General features: G+C 41.0%; 20 protein-coding genes. 13 read left to right on the top strand and 7 right to left on the bottom strand.

Annotation, left to right across the window (positions count from 1 at the left end):
* Positions 1 to 198: 198 nt before the first annotated feature.
* The 3 genes from JWQ54_RS04380 to JWQ54_RS04370 form a co-directional block, all read right to left on the bottom strand.
* Positions 199 to 579: a DUF4440 domain-containing protein gene (locus JWQ54_RS04380; RefSeq protein ID WP_299580784.1), complete on the bottom strand. Its 381-nt coding sequence runs from the start codon at positions 577 to 579 to the stop codon at positions 199 to 201.
* Between the two features lie 36 nt (positions 580 to 615).
* A complete protein-coding gene (locus JWQ54_RS04375; protein ID WP_299580781.1) occupies positions 616 to 1383 on the bottom strand; it encodes an isocitrate lyase/phosphoenolpyruvate mutase family protein in 768 nt (255 codons plus the stop codon).
* A gap of 85 nt (positions 1384 to 1468) precedes the next feature.
* Positions 1469 to 2281 (bottom strand): AraC family transcriptional regulator, encoded by an 813-nt coding sequence (locus JWQ54_RS04370; RefSeq protein WP_299580778.1) that lies wholly within the window; start codon positions 2279 to 2281, stop codon positions 1469 to 1471.
* 388 nt (positions 2282 to 2669) lie between these two features.
* Between JWQ54_RS04370 and JWQ54_RS04365 the strand changes: the two genes are divergently transcribed.
* Both JWQ54_RS04365 and JWQ54_RS04360 read left to right on the top strand, forming a co-directional pair.
* Complete coding sequence (locus JWQ54_RS04365) at positions 2670 to 2858, top strand: hypothetical protein (RefSeq protein WP_299580775.1); 189 nt, start codon at positions 2670 to 2672, stop codon at positions 2856 to 2858.
* Positions 2859 to 3252: 394 nt separating this feature from the next.
* Positions 3253 to 3459 (top strand): hypothetical protein, encoded by a 207-nt coding sequence (locus JWQ54_RS04360; RefSeq protein WP_299580772.1) that lies wholly within the window; start codon positions 3253 to 3255, stop codon positions 3457 to 3459.
* A gap of 637 nt (positions 3460 to 4096) precedes the next feature.
* Here the strand turns inward: JWQ54_RS04360 and JWQ54_RS04355 are convergent.
* Both JWQ54_RS04355 and JWQ54_RS04350 read right to left on the bottom strand, forming a co-directional pair.
* Positions 4097 to 5002, bottom strand: coding sequence for a metallophosphoesterase (locus JWQ54_RS04355; RefSeq protein WP_299580769.1), 906 nt, complete (start codon positions 5000 to 5002; stop codon positions 4097 to 4099).
* Positions 5003 to 5550: 548 nt separating this feature from the next.
* The gene (locus JWQ54_RS04350; protein ID WP_299580766.1) at positions 5551 to 6234 is read right to left on the bottom strand and encodes a hypothetical protein; all 684 of its coding nucleotides are present in this window, start codon (positions 6232 to 6234) and stop codon (positions 5551 to 5553) included.
* A 144-nt stretch (positions 6235 to 6378) separates the two neighbouring features.
* Between JWQ54_RS04350 and JWQ54_RS04345 the strand changes: the two genes are divergently transcribed.
* The 9 genes from JWQ54_RS04345 to JWQ54_RS04305 all read left to right on the top strand — a co-directional run bounded on the left by JWQ54_RS04345 (position 6379) and on the right by JWQ54_RS04305 (position 16307).
* Positions 6379 to 7224 (top strand): dienelactone hydrolase family protein, encoded by an 846-nt coding sequence (locus tag JWQ54_RS04345; RefSeq protein ID WP_299580763.1) that lies wholly within the window; start codon positions 6379 to 6381, stop codon positions 7222 to 7224.
* 178 nt (positions 7225 to 7402) lie between these two features.
* Positions 7403 to 8377, top strand: a complete 975-nt coding sequence (locus tag JWQ54_RS04340) for a hypothetical protein (RefSeq protein ID WP_299580760.1) — start codon at positions 7403 to 7405, stop codon at positions 8375 to 8377.
* The gene (locus JWQ54_RS04335; RefSeq protein WP_299580757.1) at positions 8361 to 9491 is read left to right on the top strand and encodes a glycosyltransferase; all 1131 of its coding nucleotides are present in this window, start codon (positions 8361 to 8363) and stop codon (positions 9489 to 9491) included. Before JWQ54_RS04340 ends, JWQ54_RS04335 begins: the two co-directional genes overlap by 17 nt.
* A gap of 188 nt (positions 9492 to 9679) precedes the next feature.
* Positions 9680 to 10822, top strand: a complete 1143-nt coding sequence (locus tag JWQ54_RS04330) for an ABC transporter permease (protein WP_299580754.1) — start codon at positions 9680 to 9682, stop codon at positions 10820 to 10822.
* 41 nt (positions 10823 to 10863) lie between these two features.
* Positions 10864 to 12099 carry a PP2C family protein-serine/threonine phosphatase gene (locus JWQ54_RS04325; protein WP_299580752.1) on the top strand — a complete coding sequence of 412 codons (1236 nt, stop codon included), beginning with the start codon at positions 10864 to 10866 and terminating at the stop codon, positions 12097 to 12099.
* A 212-nt stretch (positions 12100 to 12311) separates the two neighbouring features.
* Positions 12312 to 12908 (top strand): ribonuclease HII, encoded by a 597-nt coding sequence (locus JWQ54_RS04320; protein ID WP_299580749.1) that lies wholly within the window; start codon positions 12312 to 12314, stop codon positions 12906 to 12908.
* A gap of 210 nt (positions 12909 to 13118) precedes the next feature.
* Positions 13119 to 14324 (top strand): glycosyltransferase family 4 protein, encoded by a 1206-nt coding sequence (locus JWQ54_RS04315; RefSeq protein ID WP_299580746.1) that lies wholly within the window; start codon positions 13119 to 13121, stop codon positions 14322 to 14324.
* A gap of 109 nt (positions 14325 to 14433) precedes the next feature.
* Positions 14434 to 15513, top strand: coding sequence for a glycine cleavage system aminomethyltransferase GcvT (gene gcvT / locus JWQ54_RS04310; protein ID WP_299580743.1), 1080 nt, complete (start codon positions 14434 to 14436; stop codon positions 15511 to 15513).
* Between the two features lie 77 nt (positions 15514 to 15590).
* Entirely contained in the window at positions 15591 to 16307 is a 717-nt protein-coding gene (locus tag JWQ54_RS04305; RefSeq protein ID WP_299580740.1) for a 2-phosphosulfolactate phosphatase, read from the top strand.
* A gap of 41 nt (positions 16308 to 16348) precedes the next feature.
* Here the strand turns inward: JWQ54_RS04305 and JWQ54_RS04300 are convergent, their stop codons facing one another.
* Both JWQ54_RS04300 and dtd read right to left on the bottom strand, forming a co-directional pair.
* Entirely contained in the window at positions 16349 to 16675 is a 327-nt protein-coding gene (locus tag JWQ54_RS04300) for a nucleotide pyrophosphohydrolase (RefSeq protein WP_299580737.1), read from the bottom strand.
* 154 nt (positions 16676 to 16829) lie between these two features.
* Positions 16830 to 17282, bottom strand: a complete 453-nt coding sequence (gene dtd, locus JWQ54_RS04295; protein ID WP_299580734.1) for a D-aminoacyl-tRNA deacylase — start codon at positions 17280 to 17282, stop codon at positions 16830 to 16832.
* Positions 17283 to 17458: 176 nt separating this feature from the next.
* Here dtd and JWQ54_RS04290 point away from each other — a divergent pair, with 176 nt between their 5' ends.
* Positions 17459 to 18691 carry a cystathionine gamma-synthase family protein gene (locus JWQ54_RS04290; RefSeq protein WP_299580731.1) on the top strand — a complete coding sequence of 411 codons (1233 nt, stop codon included), beginning with the start codon at positions 17459 to 17461 and terminating at the stop codon, positions 18689 to 18691.
* Between the two features lie 31 nt (positions 18692 to 18722).
* A complete protein-coding gene (locus tag JWQ54_RS04285; RefSeq protein WP_299580728.1) occupies positions 18723 to 19355 on the top strand; it encodes a hypothetical protein in 633 nt (210 codons plus the stop codon).
* Positions 19356 to 19718: the final 363 nt, after the last annotated feature.

Raw genomic sequence — 19718 nt, 5'->3', positions numbered from 1 at the left:
CGAATGTTCTCCCTGGTAAAAAGAAGTGAATTGTATGTGGAAAACTATAAAAGAGCGGCATAGAAAACGGCTTTTTTAAAATAAATTTGGAAATGTATTAATCCTAGAATACAGGGCCAGGAAAAGAAACCAAGTTCTGAAAGAACAAAATAAATTAACGCAGGGCGTTGCCCTGTGTTAATTTATTTTACCAATCTTCTAAGCCACTAAATTACCTTCAGCGCCAAAAGCATGGTCCACTATGATTTTCCAGGTGCCGTTGGCTTGCTGCTTCATCACTTCAATACCTTTGGCGCTTATTTTTACTTCGTCGCCATCGGTAATGCTCCATTCCGATCGCCCAACGGCAATATCCCCGGTCTGCAGGCAATAAACCGTTTTAATTTCCATTTTTCCTTTAATGGATAGAATGGCCTTTATTGATTCTTCAAATTTTTCTTTGCCCGATACGGGTTTCCCCGGCTCAGGTACAATAATTCCCGTAACGTCATACATATTCATTACGGTGGCAACATCGCCGGTGTTAAAGGCTGCTGCAAGCGTTGCGTGGGCATCTTCTGCCCTTTTTGGTAAGTTCATTTTTTTTTGTCGGTTTTATTTATAAATAGAAAATTATCACAGAATTGATGAGAAGTTTTTATCGTTCATAACTGCTTTTGCCAGCGTTCCGGCATGGTCATAAACTTTACTAAACATGAACGGCCCCATGCTGATCCTTTTTACCCCCAGCGAACCAAGTTCCTCAAAATCAGGCAGACCGGGCATGCACATCACATTGATGGGAAGCTTAGTAGCATCTACCACCGCTTTAATGTCATCCCGGTTGGTAATACAAGGCACAAAAATACTGTTGGCACCGGAGCCTTCATAGCTTTTAATGCGGTTAAGGGTTTCGGCGAGCGCTGTTGGCATGCCAAGCAGAAAACCGTCGGTACGGATGTTTAAAAACAAGTGCAAATTATTCCGGCTGATATGATCTGCGACAGCAGAAAGCGTTTTCTGAAAATCCGCCACTGGTTGAAATTGGCGGGTAGCGCCTGCAATGGTATCTTCCAGGTTTATGCCGGCAACACCTGCATCATGCAGTTTATTTATATTTTCAACGATGCCGTCAATGGTACGGCTGTAGCCACCTTCCAGATCAACTGAAAAAGGGATGTTAACTACCTCAACCACCCGTTTGGCTAGCCGGAGCAGGAGGTCAAACGGCAGGTTTTCCCCATCCTCATACCCAAAAGCATTTGATAATGCCTGGCTGGATACGCCAATTGCTTTATAACCATTGGCTTCAAATACCTTTGCGCTATTTACATCCCAGATGTTCCCCAGCAAAAAGGGCGCTGAATTTTGGTGGAGCTGCGAAAATGTTTCAAATAAATTCATACAATAACTTTGTTTAGTAATTAATAAAACAAAGGTATCGCAGCAGTAAATCTTAAAATTGTATAAACCGGAACCGTTTGGCGATTTATTGAAGTAACAGTTGGTTAACAGGGGTTATGTTTTCCATGTAGGTCGAAGGTGTAAGGCCGGTAAACGATTTAAAATCCCTTATAAAATGCGACTGGTCAAAATAACCGCAATCGTACGCGATAGCAGTAAAAGGCTGATCATTTTTGGCGATCAGCTTCAGGCTGAACTGGAAACGGTTTATTTTATTGAATGATGTTGGCGAGAGGCCGGTATGCTGATAAATTAATTTGTGCAGGTAACGGGGTGTGATGCCATGCCTGGTTGCAATATTACCAAGATTACTTTCTGCCGGATTTCTTTTTATACTTGTTAAAATGTGGGCCACTTTGTCAATCCGGAAGGCTTTTTTTTCATTGCTGATCAATCTTTTCAATAAAAAGGTTTCTATCAGCTCAATTCTTTTAGCCGGGTCTTTTGTTTCCAGGAGCTGTGCATGTAAAACCTTTACCGGGCTTCCGATTATATCATAAAGGTCTGAGATCTGGTCATTAAAAATACCGATCCCGTCATTAAAAAAATAAGCTGCCGAGTGGGTGAAAAATTTAATGCCGAGCATAGTGTGCCTGCCCTTTGATCTTATGGCCAGCGGCTTCGTGATCTGCCCCCATAATTCTATTTTCGGGGTTTTGATGAATTTATTATCAACCACCGACTCCCAGGTACCCTCACCCAAATTAAAGATCACTTCCATATCGCCGCTGGGGAACACGGTATCGTCAAACTCAGTATCCGAATCAGATTCAAAGATATAATAGTGCCTCACGTATGGCTTTAAGATGTCCGACGGTGAAAAGTGCTTAAATTCCATAGTATAAAGTTATCATTAAACATTCAATTTCATACGGGCGCACTGTTATTGATACCAATTAATTGCCAAAAACCTGTTCCCGTAGCTTAAATTTAAGCTGCAAAGCTAATATTCCTCCAAACCTCAAAATTGTACAAACCGGAACAGTTGCCCCCATTCTTCAACGTACAAGTTCCTATCTGCTGGCTAAAGACTCCGCCTATGGTGACAACACCAATAAGGGCAAAAAGGGTATTGACTATTAAATTGAGACCCATGCCCCGGCGCTCAGTAGTTAACATTAAATTAACACAAAGACAACCATGTGTTAATTTACGGTTGTTAATTTTGAATACTTATCTAATATCGTTTTACCAGTTCAATAATTGTACCCTTAAAATTATCAACTATGGAAACTAACGTAAAAAATAAAAACCAAAACAGGGAAATTTCTCAGATGAAAGCAAATTCAGAAGATGAATATTGGTCAAAAAAATACGACGTTTCTACTGAGCAGCTTAAAGAAACGGGTAACACCATTGGCATTTCCGAAAAAATTTTAAAGCTTACCGCCAAAAACAAAAGCTTTAGCATTTAAGGCATTCCGAAGCTTTTATCAGGCAATCATCCCAAATTACAACCAGCCGCTTATATTTAAACAGGCAATGCATTTGCTATGCACTTTCCGGAAGGCAGGGTCTTTGTGGCGTGCCTTTCGGCTTACCCGGCTCTGCCTTTGTCCCACCTGTGTTGATTTTGTCGGCAACATACCGCGATGTTCATGATATATACGTGGTCGTCAATGCATCTTTTGCGATGTAAACAACCGGCTTCATCCGTCTTATTGGTGACAACATCAACGAGGGCGAAAATAAGTTTAGGAGCAAGCATAAGCAAGTCCCGCGAAAATCTTCTTATATATCAGTTAAATACAGGGCTTTGATAACTGGAATATTAATTATAAATTAGTCCGAACTTAACTAGCTATTACAATGAATAAAAACACATTTCAAGCTTACAATGTATTGATAACAGAAATAATGGAAAAATATCTGCAATATTTTGAAACCAGTTGTAAATCGTTATTTGAATATTTTGAAGAGCCCAGAGACTTGCCAATAAGCTTAATTTTAATTGATTATAGTTTACATTTGGATATACTTAAAGAAGTTGAGAAGCATTATGAAGTAATTAAATAATATTGCTGTGCTCCCCCTGCGGCCGTAAGCCCAATGTCATTAGTTAAAAATATTATTCCCCACCTCTTTACGCGCAGCGAAGAGAGTCGACGGGCGTAGCCTCGCCGGGTGAGTAAACTCTGCGCCATGCGTTTACGCAAATGTATTTGCGTTGATGCATTTACGTTAATATCGCCTGCAGATTTACCCACGCGATCGACTCCGCTAGCCGGCGGATGGACCTGCCCTCCCTTTGCGCTGCGCACAAGGAGGGCTAAAAATGCTTAACTTTAACTTAATGACATTGGCCGCAAATTTTCCGGCTTGTTACCCCCCATACTAAATAGCCAACTTTACAGTAGCACAACCAACAAGCTTTATTTAACCAAAATGCCCGCATTAGCGATAGGAACGGATACCGGCTTTTTTTAAGTTGGCAGTTAATAGTTTGCAGTGGGCGGTGATTTTGCAGCGGGTTACTGGTTTGCAAAATTGCGCCTAAGTCCGCCAACTGGCGGAGTATTAGTGTAAAGCGCGACCGCTTCTATCAGCGGGAATGCCACTATTATTATTAAAATTGCGGACAGTAGCTTATGCAATTTTTGTAAGCATATATGTGCTGTTACTATAAATATCCCCATTATACAGCCGGCTAAATTTATCGCACCGTAAACACTAATCCATCCTTAAACCCTGAAAAATCCGGCTTAAGCTGCCGGGATACCAGCTGTAATGAATCATGGCTGCGCATTACCGCCAAATAATGAAACATGGGTTTATAGGTGGCAGAAAGGTCGTGGGTTAGTTCGTTTGCTGCACGTAAAGGCTGGTGAAGCCCGCCTCCGCCGCCTATCACCAGGAAATATTTTCCCTGCATGTTAAAACGCTCGAAGTTATGCGAGTGCCCGGAAAGAAAAAGCACGCATTTTTTTGAATTGATAAAAACCGGCACAAAGTTCTGCCGTACTTCCATTGAAGGTTTTACAATTTTGCTGTTTGTGTAAGGCGAGTGATGACAACCAACTATGATAAACTTAATGGCCTCGTCGGCATCCAGTTTTTTAATTATGCTGCTATACCAATTGTCCTGCGCCAGGATCGCGGCGGTTGTCATTTTACTGAAATTTGAATTCAGCAGAACTACCGCCACAGAATCTATTATCTCTGTATAGCCGGCCGGATTATACATCGGGAACCTGGTTTGAAAGTTTTTGGTCCCCTTATGGGCATTAAACATCAGTTCATGGTTCCCAAGCGTGGCATAAATCGGTATGGAGTTCTGTGTGCACTGCTTAATATACCTGTCGATCATGGTCCACTTTTTAGTTTTGTAACCCAATGACACCACGTCACCAAGGATAAACAAAGCGGCAGGATGGATAACATTAACATCCTTAAAGATCATTTCGGTAGCTTTTTGGTTATGGTTTGATTTAAGAAGCAGTTTTTCAACCCACATGGGTTCCTGCGTATCGCTGGTAAATGCAATGATTGGCTTCCTTTCCTGGGCAAATGCAGATGCTATAATGAAACTAAATATAAAAGTGATGATGAACCTGCCCATACAGCAAAGAACGTTAATTTTGTTATTATCTGTATAATTGGCTATTAGTTAAAAAAGTTGGAAATTTTGAGTTGGCAGGGGAGTTCCATAGTCGATTGTCCATAGACCATTGCGTGGAATAAGTTGAAAGCCAAATCCTTGTATAATTCCCTCCCTTGGGGCGGAGGCTCTTTAACTATTCACCAATGACCAGCCCCCGCAGCTTCATCCGCTTGTTGACAATACAAACAAACGCGCGAAAACCCGCACATCCGCGTTTCTCTCCATCCGCACATCTGCATATTCGCACATCCGCACATTCACACATCAGGGAAATCGCTTTTAAAAAATAGCAGTACCAATAATCGGTAGAAAACGGCGATAACTAAACGTCTGACTTTATTAGCATGTTTGATAGGACAACTCCCCGCAGGCCTTCGACCTGCGCTATTATATGTCGCCTTGGCCTTGATGTTTTTGGTTCCACTACAATGTTAAAGGCCTGAAAGGTCGTAATACATTAGCGCAGGTCGAAGCTTTAGCCAAACCCCGCCGGATCAGCCGCTTATTTAATTAATCTCCCGCGTCACCCGGTATATCACACTAAGGATCAAAGCTACAACTGAAATATAAAACATAACCGCGCCATGCCACCTGTCCCGCTCCGAATATTCATAAACCCGTTCGCCATTAGGCAAGGTTTTTTTTGATGATTTTAAATACCAGCCAATAAAAAGTCCGATTATACTGATAAAAAATGGCATAGCCAGCGATCCTATAGCGATAAGGTAACCAAGTATAACCCATGTAAGTTGTGATGGTTCCGGCTCTTTTAACTCTTCAATTCTTTTTTCTTCTATATCTGCTATTTCCGAATCGCTTACAGCCTTTCCTCTTTCTGCAAGTAATTTCCGGGCAAGTTGTACATCAAAAGCACTCCATTTATCTGCTTTAACCACAACGTCTTTAAGTTCATCATCGGTAAAATCAAAAAGGTAATAATCCTTTTCTACTTCGCCAAAATTTTCGTTTGCCTGTTGTTTTAATAACTCATTTACCTGCTCAAAGTCCTTTGCTTTAATCTTTACCGCATAGTCCTTTGAAAGCTCATCGTTTAAAGCGAATGAAGGGTTAAAGGTTAATGAATCTTCTTCAACCAAGTAGATTACGCTATGTTCTTCCAACAACTCAGCAAGCTCATTGGCCAGCGCTATCTCATTAAATTTCTGGTAGGTTATAAATTCAGGATCCATGTAGTAAGGTTATAGTTTTTAATTCGCGCAAAATAATCAAAGTCAAGCCAAATTTAATCACCATTAACATCAAACAAAATTATCCCGATATTGGTTGTTCAACCATTCATTTAAACTCAGGAAAAATTAAAAAAATATACGGCCATGAAAAAGTTTTTACTCCTAACCGCGCTCCTTTTCTGCGGAGCTCTCGCATTCAGCCAAAGTAAGACTGTTTGCTGCAGCAATCCATCGGCTACTCAGCAATTTGCCATGCTTGCATCAAATAAAATGTTTCGCATGTCACACAAAAGTCCGTTGCCTTTGCATTTTCAAAGCAGTATTGGCAAAGCTATTACCTACAAAACTGCCGATGGTAAAACAGCTAACGCTTATGAGCTAAAGGCAAAAAGCCCAACCAATAATTACCTGCTTGTAATACACGAATGGTGGGGTCTTAACGACTGGGTTAAAAAAGAATCGGAAAAAATTTATAACGACCTGGGTAATGTAACCGTTATCGACCTCGACCTTTACGATGGCAAAGTGGCCACGAATCAGCAGGATGCCGGGAAATTTATGAAAAGCGTAACCGACGAGCGCGCAAAAGCCATTATAAACGGTGCAATTGCTTATGTTGGCCCCAAAGCTCATATTACTACTATTGGCTGGTGCTTTGGCGGTGGATGGAGCTTGCAAACAAGTTTACTTGCCGGCAAACAAGCAGCCGGCTGTGTAATGTATTATGGCATGCCCGAGCAGGATGTGAATAAGCTAAAAACACTGCATTGCGACGTGCTTGGTAATTTTGCCAACAAGGATCAATGGATAAACCCAAAGGTAGTAGCCAAATTTGAAGCTGATATGAAAACAGCCGGCAAAAAGCTAATGGTTAACAAATTCGATGCCGACCACGGCTTTGCCAACCCAAGCAATCCCGCCTATAACAGCGAAGCAACGAAAATAGCCTACGGGAAAACTATCGCCTTTTTGAAAGGGAGAATGAAGTAAGGGGAAATATCGGATTTCGGATGTTCGATTTCGCATTTAGAAGGATTTTTAGATTGAAAAATCGAACATTCAAATTATTGTTTCCGGAATCAAAACAATTCTCAAATCAAAACAAATCCGAAATCGAACATCCGAATTCCGAAATCATTCTCGTAACATTGCACAAAATATTCTGCCTTTGACTGCCCGCACTAAAAAATTACTTTCTTACCTCCTTAAACTTGGCATATTAGTTCTCGCTTTCTGGTTTATATATCATCGTATTTTAAAAAATAACGATAACATTCACAAATTTGAAGGTCTTGTAGCACACGTTACTTACAACAAAGTGGTTATCACCATGGCTTGTGTGGTGCTCCTGATGATCCTTAACTGGGTACTTGAATCATTAAAGTGGTGGCATTTAACCCGGAAATTGTCGCCCATGTCTGTATGGAAAGCTATTGAAGCCGTGTTTTGTGGTTTAACCTGGGCGGTATTTACCCCTAATCGTATCGGCGAATATGGCGGCCGCGTAATGTTTTTGCCAAACCGCAAACGCATCCACGGCGTTTTTGCAATGGCTGTTGGCGCGTTCGGGCAAAATGTTATCACCAATGTTTTAGGGGCGGCCGCTTCGGTCTGGTTCCTGTTTACGTTTATCCACCCGAAAGACTGGATAATGCTGTGCGTAGTAGTTGTGGCAGCGGTATTTATGGCAATAATGCTTACCTTTTATTTTAACATTCAATGGATGGTATTCTTACTTAACAGGGTAAAGTTCCTTCATAAATACCACCGCTTTTTTGATATTATGGGCAACTATAAAACCAATCAGCTTTTAAATATCATGTGGTTTTGCCTGGCCCGGTTTTTTGTTTTTACCTTTCAGTATTATCTTATCATCCATCTGCTGATCCCGCAGATCCCGCTTTACCAAATGTCATTGCTCATGTTTGTTTTCTTCTTTATCCAGTCGGCTATACCGTCGCTTGACCTGCTTGATATTGGTGTTCGGAGCATTACTGCCGATAAGCTTTTTAGTTATGTAACCGATCAGCATATTGCCATTGTGGTGGCGGTTTCGCTTATCTATATTATTAATCTGATTATTCCTGCTGTTTTAGGGTCTATATTTGTTTTTAAATTAAAATTCTTTGATCGTAATTCTTAGTACCGCGTCCTTTTTACTTACAGGTTTATTTCTGTGTGTAGTAGCCTTCCTGATAACAGGATGGAACGCCATAAAACGCCCCCTGATAAAGCTTGAAGGCTTTACAACAAAAGTAACCGTAATGATTGCCGCCCGAAACGAGGCTGAAAGCATCCATTTAACTATCGAGGATATTTTAGCACAGGATTATCCCAAACATCTTACCGAAATTATTATAGTTGACGATCACTCAACCGACCAAACTTCACAGATCATCAGCAGATATGCCGACAGAGGTGTGAAACTTTTGCAGTTAAATGAGGACAAGCCGTTAAACTCCTACAAGAAAAAAGCAATCGCCGAAGCTATAAAATTATCAAACGGCGAGCTGATGGTAGCCACCGATGCTGATTGCCGTATGGGCAGCAAATGGTTGTCGTCTGTTGTTGGCTATTACGAAATGGAACAGCCTTTAATGATCTCATCTCCGGTGAGCTATTTTGAAGAAAAATCATTATTTGAGCGGATGCAGGCATTGGAATTTTATTCGCTTATTGCCACGGGCGGGGCATTTATAGGTAATGGACATGCGTCAACCTGTAACGGCGCCAACCTTGCTTACCGCAAGGATATATTTTACGAGGTTGGCGGCTTTAAAGGTATTGACGACCTGGCATCGGGCGATGATGAGCTGCTGCTTCAAAAAGTAGCGCAGCGCTACCCCGGCAAAATTGGCTTTTTAAAATGGTATGATGCCGTTGTGTTTACCCATGCAAAACATAACCTGTCCAGTTTCATGCAGCAAAGGCGCCGCTGGGCATCAAAATCGGTAAAATATAAAGACAAAAAAGTGGTAGCCCTGGTGGTAGGCTTATGGCTTTTTAACGTGTCTGTATTAGCTAACCTGTGCTATGGACTTTATGATACCAATTATTTAATTGTATCCGGCTTGCAATATCTCACTGTATTTTTAGCCGAGCTGGCCCTGTTGCTGCCGGTAACTATATTTTTTAAACGTCTTAAATTAATAATGGTGCTGCCAATATCAATCCCCTTATATTTTGTATACTTTGTTTACATTGGCCTGCTGGGCAACAAAGGGAAGTATAACTGGAAAGGAAGGATGGTGAGGTAGGTTAGTTGATTGGGTTGATTAAGTTGGATTAGGTTGATTAAGTTAGGTACGGGTATTAATTATAATTTTTAAGTTAGATATTATCACAAAATATCCAATACCAGCTGCAAACTAACTTAATCAACAACTCACCTAATCAACTTAATCAACCATTCACTATCTTTAGCCCAAAAGAATATTAACTGCAATTGACTGATCTTAGCCCCTCGCAACGTACATGGAAGATATTTAAGCGCAATAAAATCGCTGTTGCTGGGCTTGCAGTAATTATTTTTACACTACTGGTAGCTATACTAGGTTATCTCATTATGCCCGATTCAACTCCCAGGGCTAATAATATGACCATACAGCTGAGCATAAAAAAACCGGGATCGGAGTTTATGATCCTTCGCCTCCGTAAAACCGAACCGGTTGATACGATAAATATATTCACTAAAATGCTTTTCGGCCAGCCATCCTTTTACCGGGAGATTCCTATCACAGGCTATCACTTTTCAAAAGGGTGGATCTATGTAAACGAATACATAGGCGCCGAAGACAAACCTGAACGAAAAGCATATAAATTGCCCCCAGCCCCCCTAAAGGGGGAGCCAAAATATTCAAAAGTTCCCCCTTTAGGGGGCTGGGGGGCTGAGGTTGTTCACAGAACCTATTGGTTCGGCACTGACATATATGGCCGCGACCTGTTAAGCCGCCTGATATTAGGCACCCGGGTTTCCCTGGCTGTAGGGCTAATGTCAGTTATAATAAGTATGCTGCTTGGTGTAACTATTGGTGCCGTGGCGGGTTATTTTGGGGGATGGATTGACGCCGCCCTAAGCTGGCTGATGAATATATTGTGGGCTCTGCCTGCATTGTTGCTGGTTATAGCCATATCATTTGCTTTAGGCAAGGGCTTATGGCAGATCTTCATAGCGGTGGGCTTATCCATGTGGGTTGAAGTAGCCCGGCTTGTGCGCGGGCAGGTATTAAGCTTAAAACAGGTTGAATATATTGAGGCGGCCCACTCATTAGGTTTTAGTAATACCCGCATTATCATTAAACATATCCTGCCAAATATAATTGGCCCGATATTGGTGCTGGCATCGTCAAACTTTGCATCGGCTATATTGCTCGAGGCGGGGCTAAGCTTCCTTGGATTTGGCGCGCAACCGCCAATGCCAACGTGGGGCAGCATGATAAAAGAACACTATGGTTACATAGTGATGGATTCGGCTTACCTGGCTATAATACCGGGTTTGGCAATTATGTTTTTGGTATATGCGTTTAATCTTGTAACTATAGGTTTAAGGGATGCTTTTGATATAAAATCACAAAGTACCCGATTTTAAAAAAAATAATCTTTATTTTAGGCAGGCTTTCTAATTAACTAATGCAGAATATTGACGACACCTCAGCTGAAGATGAATTAATACGATTATTGCTTAAAAGGCAAACCGAATTAAACGCCCTGCTTGAAGTTACACAGGCTATTAATAAGGATACTGCTACCCCAACATTGATCCAAATGCTGCAGGTTATATTAAAAAGCTACCTGCAGGTGGGCAAGCTCAGGTTCTTAATTGAAAAAGATGGCAGCTATGTTTTAATTTCAAAATATGGTGGTGATATCGAGCCTGTTAATGCCTTGCACATCGCCTGTCTTAAATTAAATAAATTCAAATTACCCACGCCGTTATCCAGTCATGACGATCTGCTGCTCTGCAGGTATGATTATTTTATACCCATTTATCATAAAAAGAAAGCCCTTGCATTTGCATTGATCGGCGATTTTAATCCGTCAAGCGAATTACTGAACAACGACCTTAACTTTATTCAAACGGTAATAAATGTTATTGTAGTTGCGCTCGAAAATAAAAAATTATTTAAAGAAAGGTTGCTCTCTGAGCGTTTTCAGCGCGAAATGGAGCTGGCTGTTGAGGTGCAAAATATGCTGATCCCAATAAAGGCGTATAAAGATACCAGCGTTGAGGTTAGCGCACGCTACATTCCACATCAAAATATTGGCGGCGATTACTTTGATTTTATCCGGCTAAATGACCATGAATTTTTATGGTGTATTGCCGATGTATCAGGCAAGGGAATTTCAGCGGCCCTGTTAATGGCAAATTTCCAGGCCAGCCTGCATGCATGGTCGGCTGTGGAGGATGATCTCGCCAATATTGTTGAACGCTTAAACAAAATTGTTATCACTAATACCAAAGGCGAAAGATTCATCACCCTTTTCCTGGCCAAATACAACGAAAAAACCCGCAAGCTATGTTATATTAATGCGGGTCATAACGCAACAGTTCTGTTCTCGCAAAATGAAGCCATTACACTTAAGCTTGGTACCACTATGATTGGCGTTTTTGACGACCTGCCCTTTCTTAACCAGGGCGAAGTAGACATTGAACCCGGCAGCTTAATAGTAAATTATACCGACGGTTTAATGGACCATGAACACAGCAACAAAAACTGGGGCGAAGAAAGCCTGACAGAATTTATAAAAAAACACGGGCACCTGTCCCCAAATGATTTTAACGAACTATTGATGAACCATATTAACCTGGTAATAAAAGGCAAGCCCATTGATGACGTAACCTTGCTGACTTTGAGGATTTTTTGAAGTTGTTGGAAGGTAGCCGCCGCCCTTGTTGGAGTTGTCTCCAACAAGATGGATGAAGTATTTGAGCACGTAAAAATATGTAGGCACTTATGCTACCGGGTTCATACCACAAGCATTCACGGTTCGTTGGTGACAACACCAACGAAGGCGAAACAGTCCAACAAAATTTCAACATTTACAACAACTACAACCACTACAACGTTTCAACTTAAATGCTTTTATCCCGATATCAATATGAATATTTAGAAGCCGGATGCGATGAAGCAGGCAGGGGATGTTTAGCAGGCCCGGTATTTGCGGCTGCTGTAATTCTACCCAACGATTTTGACCACGCCTTACTCAATGACTCCAAACAGTTAAGTGAAGACGTAAGGTATGAGTTAAGGATAGAGATAGAGCAAAAAGCAATTGCCCATGCCGTAGGAGTTGTTGATAATATTGAAATAGATGCGATAAATATTCTGAATGCCTCTTTTTTGGCAATGCACAGGGCAATAGAGAAATTGCATTTGTGTCCGCAGTTTTTGATTATTGATGGCAACCGGTTTAATAAATACCAAAACATACCCCACCAATGTATAGTTGAAGGCGATGCCAAATATTTCAGCATTGCTGCAGCATCCATATTGGCAAAAACATACCGCGATGATTATATGAAACAAATAGCTGCTGAACACCCGGAATACGACTGGCATAAAAACAAAGGCTATCCAACCATAAAACACCGCGAAACCGTTATGAAAATCGGGTATACACCTTATCATCGCCGCACATTTAAAGTAACTGATCCGCAACTGGAGCTATTTTGAATTTTTGACCCATGACTAAAGAATTTTAAAATTTCCTGATGAACTTGCAACGATCAATCATTCAAAGTAAGAAGATCGGTTATCATGCGAGTCATAGTTCAAATAAAATTGCATTTATTGTAATTTTTTTATCAAAAAATCTATCAATTATCACTACACCCCTTTCCAATCCCTCATTTTTTATATTTTTGTTAAAAAACTGGCAAACCATTGAGAATCCTTATTTTAACCCATCGTGTTCCGTTTCCGCAAAATGGCGGCTACTCAATTGTGGTATGCAATACCATACGCGGGCTGGTTAATCTTGGGCACGAAGTTTCATTGGTAGCGCTGAACGCTAAAAAAAATCATCACGAAAATAACGATGACGATAAGGACCTGCTTTCAAAAATAAATTACCGGGCTTATGATATTGATATAAATGTATCGGTGATTGATGTTGCCGTTAACTTATTCAGCACAACTTCTTTTAACATTGATAAATACTATGACCCTGAATTTGAAAAACTGCTTATCCGCGAACTGCGGATAAAAGATTACGACATCATCCAGTTTGAAGGGCTTTTAGTTTCCCTGTATTTAGCAGCAGTGCGTAAGGCCTCAAAAGCAAAACTTATTTATCGTTCGCATAATATTGAGAACCAGATCTGGCAGCGGCTTTCGGAACAAAAATCCGATCCGTTTAAAAAATCATACCTTAAGATGCATGCCAAACGAATAAAGAATTACGAGCTGCAGCAACTGAATAACTTTAATGCAATAGCTGTGTTTACTGAGCAGGATAAAAACACCCTGCTTCAATACGGCACCAAAATCCCCATCGAGGTATTACCTGTGGGTATAAACCTTAATCATTATAAACCCGATTTTAGTAAAACCGAATTTCCAAGCCTGTTCTTTTTAGGTTCGTTAGATTGGCTGCCCAACCGGGAAGGCGTTGAATGGTTCATCGAAAATTTCAATAAGGATTTAATCGATGGCGATCTGCGCGTTCGATTTTATGTAGCCGGCAATGATATCCCCGAGCGTTTTGATGATTACGATGTGATGGGTAAAATATTTATCCAGGGCGAGGTTGATGATGCGCTTGAATTTGTAAACAGCAAATCTATCATGATCGTTCCCCTCCTTTCCAGCGGCGGCATGCGGGTAAAAATTGTTGAGGGCATGGCCATGCAGAAATGTATTATTTCCACCTCGTTAGGCGCCGAAGGAATCAACTATGAAAATGGTGTAAACATCCTTATAGCCAATAATTACGATGAATTTTACGACGCCATAAAACTTTGCATTACCGACGAAAACTACTGCAAAAACATCGGCATTAATGCCCGCAAACTGATGGAAGAGCAGCACAACGTTAACCATGTTACTAAAAAGCTGGTTGATTTTTACCAAACCGTTGACACAAATTAAAAATTGGAAGGATTTACAGGATAAATCAAATCAATTAAATCATTCAATAATCATTCAAATCCTATAATAATCCCTAAATCGTGTTACTTTTGCCCCATATTAATTAGTAATGAAAAATACCGCTTTAACCGATATTCATATAAAAGAAGGTGCCAAAATGGTACCGTTTGCAGGTTACAATATGCCTGTTCAATATGTTGGCATTAATGCCGAGCACGAAACCGTTCGCAATGGGGTTGGTGTTTTTGATGTTAGCCACATGGGCGAATTTATTGTAAAAGGCGATCATGCACTGGAGCTGATCCAGCAGGTTACCAGTAATGATGTGGCTAAACTATATGACGGTAAGGTGCAATACTCCTGCCTGCCAAACATGGATGGCGGTATAGTTGATGACCTTTTGGTTTATCGCATTGATGATAAAACCTATATGCTGGTAGTTAACGCATCAAACATTGATAAAGACTGGGATTGGATCTCAAAGTTCAATACAATGGGTGCCGATATGAAAAATATTTCTGACCGTACCTCGCTGCTCGCCATCCAGGGGCCAAAAGCTGCTGCCGCACTGCAAAGCCTTACTGATATCGACCTGGCCTCGATGGAGTATTACACCTTCAAAAAAGGAGTATTTGCAGGCATTGATAATGTAGTGGTATCGGCAACAGGTTATACAGGAGCAGGTGGCTTTGAGATTTATTTTGATAACGCTAATGCCGAACACATCTGGAACGCCATTTTTGAAGCCGGAAAATCATTCGCCATAAAGCCAATTGGGTTAGGCGCCCGCGATACTTTACGCCTTGAGATGGGCTTTTGCCTTTACGGGAACGACATTGACGATACCACATCGCCTTTAGAGGCCGGACTGGGTTGGGTAACCAAATTCAATAAAGAATTTAATAATTCAGCATCATTACAACAGCAAAAGCAGGAAGGCATCAAACGCAAGCTGGTTGGTTTTGAAATGATAGACCGCGGCATTCCCCGTCATGATTATGAAATTGTTGATGCAAATGGCAACAACATTGGCCGGGTAACATCTGGCACACAATCGCCTTCACTGCAAAAAGCAATCGGCATGGGCTATGTTAAAACCGAATTTGCCAAAGAAGGCACCGAGATCTTCATCAGCATCCGCGATAATAAAATAAAGGCTAAGATTGTTAAGCCGCCGTTTAACAAATAGTCATTGGGCATTGGTCATTAGTCATTGTGGTTAATGGCCAAAATCCAGTTCACCAATGACAAATGACGAAATGACCAATGACTGAATTAAACGTTTGCCTTTCCCCCTCTCTCATCCCATTATATAATGTAGCGGATCATATTGTTGTGATCATTGATATTTTCAGGGCAACATCATCTATTTGCTACGGCATTGAAAACGGCGCTGAGGCCATAATTCCCGTATCTGAAGTTGAGGAGTGCGCTGCCTACCGTGAAATGGGACTTGATTATTTGCTCGCCGCAGAACGCGATGGTAAAGTAGTTGATGGCTTTGATTTTGGCAATTCGCCCTTTTCATACACAAAGGAAAAGGTGAATGGCAAAACGGTAGTATTAACAACAACTAATGGCACCCACGCGCTGCATTTGTCGCGCAGTGCAAAAAAAATAGTTATCGGCTCATTTTTAAACCTTACAGCGCTATCCAACTGGCTTAAAACACAGGATGAAAACATCCTGCTGGTATGTGCGGGTTGGAAAAACAACTTTAACCTGGAGGACACGCTATTTGCCGGTGCCGTAGTTGAGCAGCTTAAAGATGCCGGCTTTCAGCTTGATGATGCCGCAATTGCCGCCAATGACCTTTACCAAATAGGCAAAAACGACATCAACCAATACCTCAAAAAAACATCCCACAGCGAACGCCTTAAAAAACTTGGCATTGAAAAGGATATAGAATTTTGTTTGCAAATAGATATAACAACAGCTATCCCGGTGCTGGATGGGGAGAGATTGGTGAAATTAGTTGAATAGTGGCAGGAAGTAGTAGCAGTGAAAACCCCTCAATACTGCTACTACTTCAATTTCTCATTATCCCGGTGCCTATCCGCATCCCTTATGCTCTTCTTCGCCATATTCTTTTCCAGTGCATCAGTAAGGTCAATCCCGGTTTGGTTAGCCAGGCAGATCAGCACAAAAAGCACATCGGCCATTTCATCAGCCAGGTTAACTTCCGTATCCGATTTTTTGAACGATTGCTCGCCATATTGCCTTGACATAATGCGGGCAACTTCACCAACTTCTTCCATTAAAATAGCGGTGTTGGTCAGTTCGTTAAAGTATCGGATGCCGGTTGTTTTTATCCAATTATCTACCAGATGCTGTGCTTCCTTAATTTCCATATGATCACGAATGTCACGAATTATTGCGAATTACACGAATTGAATGAAGGCGAATTGAGTAAATATGAATTAACACAAATGAATTCTAATTTCATTAATATAGTTGCGATAAGTTTAATTCGTGAAATTCGATAAAATTCGAGCTAATACGTGTCTATTCTTTACTCTTAGTATCCATTATTATAGTTACCGGCCCATCATTTAATAAACTTATCTTCATATCAGCCCCAAAAATCCCCGCTTCAACCTTTTTGTTTATTAAGCTTTCAAGCGCGGCTTTCATTTTCTCATACAGCGGGATAGCCTTATCCGGTTTAGCCGCCCTTATAAATGACGGCCGGTTTCCCTTTTTTGTTTGGGCAAACAGCGTAAACTGCGAGATCAGCAAAATACCACCATCTACATCGGCCAGCGCTTTATTCATCAGTCCGTTTTCGTCGCCAAAAACACGCAGGTTTGTTATTTTTTGTGCCAGCCATTGCAGGTCATCATCCGTATCGGCATCTTCAATCCCCAGTAAAACTAAAAAGCCATTGCCTATGGCTCCCGTTATTTCATTATCAACCGTGCAGCTTGCCTGCGAAACACGTTGTATTACAGCTCTCATGGGGATTTAGTTGATTAAGTTAGATTTAGTGAGTGGTTGATTAAGTTAGAGCCAAACATAATCAACTTAATGTAATTCTCTCAAGCATTTATGCTGTTAATTTGAGATTTAGTTAAAACTCCTTTTCTATTTTGTTAGTTTCGCAATCTGTTTGTTAATACTATTTTCTTTACAACATGGCTTCCAGAGGATTTACAACTACTATACTACATTCCGATCGTTTAACAAAACCTGAGCACGGCGCATTGCACAAACCTATCTACACTTCGGTAACCTATGGTTATGACGATGTACAGGATTTGGTTGATATTTTCCAAAACAAAAAAAAGGGCTACGCTTATTCGCGCCAGGGCAACCCAACCGTTTCAGCGCTTGAAAACAAGGTTACCCAGATGGAGAATGGCATGGCTACTATTGCTTTTTCAACCGGGATGGCTGCAATTTCAGCTACTATACTTGCGCTTATAAAACAAGGCGATCATATATTGGCAAGTTCCTACCTGTTTGGCAATACCCGCAGTGTTTTCCAGTCGTTTATTGATATGGGCCTGGATATTACTTTTACCGATGCTACCTCGGTTGATAATGTACGCAATGAACTGAAGCCTAATACCAAAATGGTATTTGTAGAAACTATTGCCAATCCGGCCACACAAATAGCCGATCTTGAAAAAATTGGCGGACTATGCTCAGAAAAAGGTATTATTTATGTTGTGGATAACACCATGACCTCGCCTTATATATTCAAGCCTGTAAATGTAAAAGCAAGTTTGGTAATAAACTCTTTAACCAAATATATTGGCGGTCATGGTGATGCCCTTGGTGGCAGCGTTACTGATACCGGCTTATTTAAATGGAGTACCTTTGCCAATATTTTTGAAGGCTTTAAAACCCAGGTTAAACCCGAAGTTTTGGGCATTACGCAGATCCGTAAAAAGGGCTTGCGCGATGCAGGGGGCACCCTTTCGCCCGAAGCAGCCCACTCCATATCGATAGGTTCAGAAACCCTGGCCCTGCGGATGGAACGCGCCTGCACCAATGCCTTATCTTTAGCTACCTTTTTCGGGGCACATCCGCTGATAAAAAAAGTTTACTATCCCGGCCTTGCATCGCATCCGCAGCACAAGCTGGCTGGTGAGCTGTTTTATAAATTTGGCGGACTGATGAGCTTCGAGATTGATGAAAGTATTGACTGCTTTGCCTTTTTAAATAAACTAAAGCTGGTTATCAAATCAAGCAACCTGGGCGATACCCGTACATTAGCCATCCCTGTTGCCCATACCATATTTAACGAATTAGGTCCCGTTAAAAGAGCCGAAATGGGAATCTCTGACTCAATGATCAGGCTATCTGTTGGGATTGAGGATTTGGACGATTTGCTGGAGGATTTTAAGACGGCGTTAGCATAATTCAGAATCGTTTGCTATAGAGAAAAGGAAAATGTTTTGGAACAAACGAAAAAAGGAAGATGCGCTTGCAGCTATCGAAGAAGAAAAAACTTTAAAGGCAAGGGCGGCGGAAATAGAGCTCCGGAGAAAAATAGACCTGCATTACGGAAGGCATAATTTTTCTTCGAACGCAAACTATGCCGAATTCTGCTTTTATGGTTGTTTCGACGAGACATTCAACATTGAAGGCTCATATTGGCAAAGCAATTGCGATGGCACGGAATTATTCAAAATTATAGACAGCCTCAAAATTGAATACAATAAAGAGTTAATATTTAATACCTATGCCGATGAAAAAAATCAATCGGTAGAGGTTTTCCATGGCAGCCTGGACGAACAAGTCTTTGCTTTTTTCGACCTGCAAAAAATAGGCACAGACCAAAACGGGATGTTCTTTTTTGGCCTTAGTTGCCTCAAGACAGACGAACGCCGGGTACACGAAGACCTACTTGAACTTTACAGGAAGCTTGACACGACCTCAACTTTTACGTTTAAATATAGCGGCGGCGAATTATACAATAAAGTTTTCCGGAGTTATTTTTACTTTTATGAAAATGTGTACAACGAAGATAAACGGCAATTGCACCATCATAATTTGAGAACTCCGGATGGTGAAGGAATATGAAAAAAAGAATCAAACTTCTCTTCGTAATTCTTGTTGTCTCGATTCTTGCTTCTGTTTTTCCCTCCTGTCATCACCCTAAAAAAGTAAACACCTCTTTTTACTACTGGAAAACCGTTTACAAAACAAATCCAACAGAATCAGCTTAGCTCCGTCTGGTGAATCAAATAATCCGTACGATAAAGCAGTCAGAAACAACCCTTATTTTGCAGGACTAAAAAACGGTTATTCAAAAACGGCCTTTTACAGACTTGCTGTAAATGAATGCAGCTATTTAAGCGATTACCTGGCATCGGCGAAAAATAAGAAATAAGTGGTTTGGCTTAAGACTTACGAAGTTTTAAAAACTTCGTAAGTCTGGCTTTT

This window comes from Mucilaginibacter sp. (assembly GCF_028288225.1).
Classification (GTDB): Bacteria; Bacteroidota; Bacteroidia; order Sphingobacteriales; family Sphingobacteriaceae; genus Mucilaginibacter.
The sequence above is the reverse complement of the archived record's forward strand: the minus strand, read 5'-3'. Positions and strand labels throughout refer to the sequence as shown.

Excerpts from the sequence above, each read along its gene's own strand:
- JWQ54_RS04305 (WP_299580740.1), top strand. The coding sequence starts at position 15,591 with ATGACTGAATTAAACGTTTGCCTTTCCCCCTCTCTCATCCCATTATAT.
- JWQ54_RS04360 (WP_299580772.1), top strand. The coding sequence starts at position 3,253 with ATGAATAAAAACACATTTCAAGCTTACAATGTATTGATAACAGAAATA.
- JWQ54_RS04300 (WP_299580737.1), bottom strand. The coding sequence starts at position 16,675 with ATGGAAATTAAGGAAGCACAGCATCTGGTAGATAATTGGATAAAAACA.
- JWQ54_RS04380 (WP_299580784.1), bottom strand. The coding sequence starts at position 579 with ATGAACTTACCAAAAAGGGCAGAAGATGCCCACGCAACGCTTGCAGCA.
- JWQ54_RS04290 (WP_299580731.1), top strand. The coding sequence starts at position 17,459 with ATGGCTTCCAGAGGATTTACAACTACTATACTACATTCCGATCGTTTA.
- JWQ54_RS04370 (WP_299580778.1), bottom strand. The coding sequence starts at position 2,281 with ATGGAATTTAAGCACTTTTCACCGTCGGACATCTTAAAGCCATACGTG.
- dtd (WP_299580734.1), bottom strand. The coding sequence starts at position 17,282 with ATGAGAGCTGTAATACAACGTGTTTCGCAGGCAAGCTGCACGGTTGAT.
- JWQ54_RS04325 (WP_299580752.1), top strand. The coding sequence starts at position 10,864 with ATGCAGAATATTGACGACACCTCAGCTGAAGATGAATTAATACGATTA.
- JWQ54_RS04375 (WP_299580781.1), bottom strand. The coding sequence starts at position 1,383 with ATGAATTTATTTGAAACATTTTCGCAGCTCCACCAAAATTCAGCGCCC.
- JWQ54_RS04355 (WP_299580769.1), bottom strand. The coding sequence starts at position 5,002 with ATGGGCAGGTTCATCATCACTTTTATATTTAGTTTCATTATAGCATCT.
- gcvT (WP_299580743.1), top strand. The coding sequence starts at position 14,434 with ATGAAAAATACCGCTTTAACCGATATTCATATAAAAGAAGGTGCCAAA.
- JWQ54_RS04350 (WP_299580766.1), bottom strand. The coding sequence starts at position 6,234 with ATGGATCCTGAATTTATAACCTACCAGAAATTTAATGAGATAGCGCTG.
- JWQ54_RS04345 (WP_299580763.1), top strand. The coding sequence starts at position 6,379 with ATGAAAAAGTTTTTACTCCTAACCGCGCTCCTTTTCTGCGGAGCTCTC.
- JWQ54_RS04285 (WP_299580728.1), top strand. The coding sequence starts at position 18,723 with ATGTTTTGGAACAAACGAAAAAAGGAAGATGCGCTTGCAGCTATCGAA.
- JWQ54_RS04365 (WP_299580775.1), top strand. The coding sequence starts at position 2,670 with ATGGAAACTAACGTAAAAAATAAAAACCAAAACAGGGAAATTTCTCAG.
- JWQ54_RS04320 (WP_299580749.1), top strand. The coding sequence starts at position 12,312 with ATGCTTTTATCCCGATATCAATATGAATATTTAGAAGCCGGATGCGAT.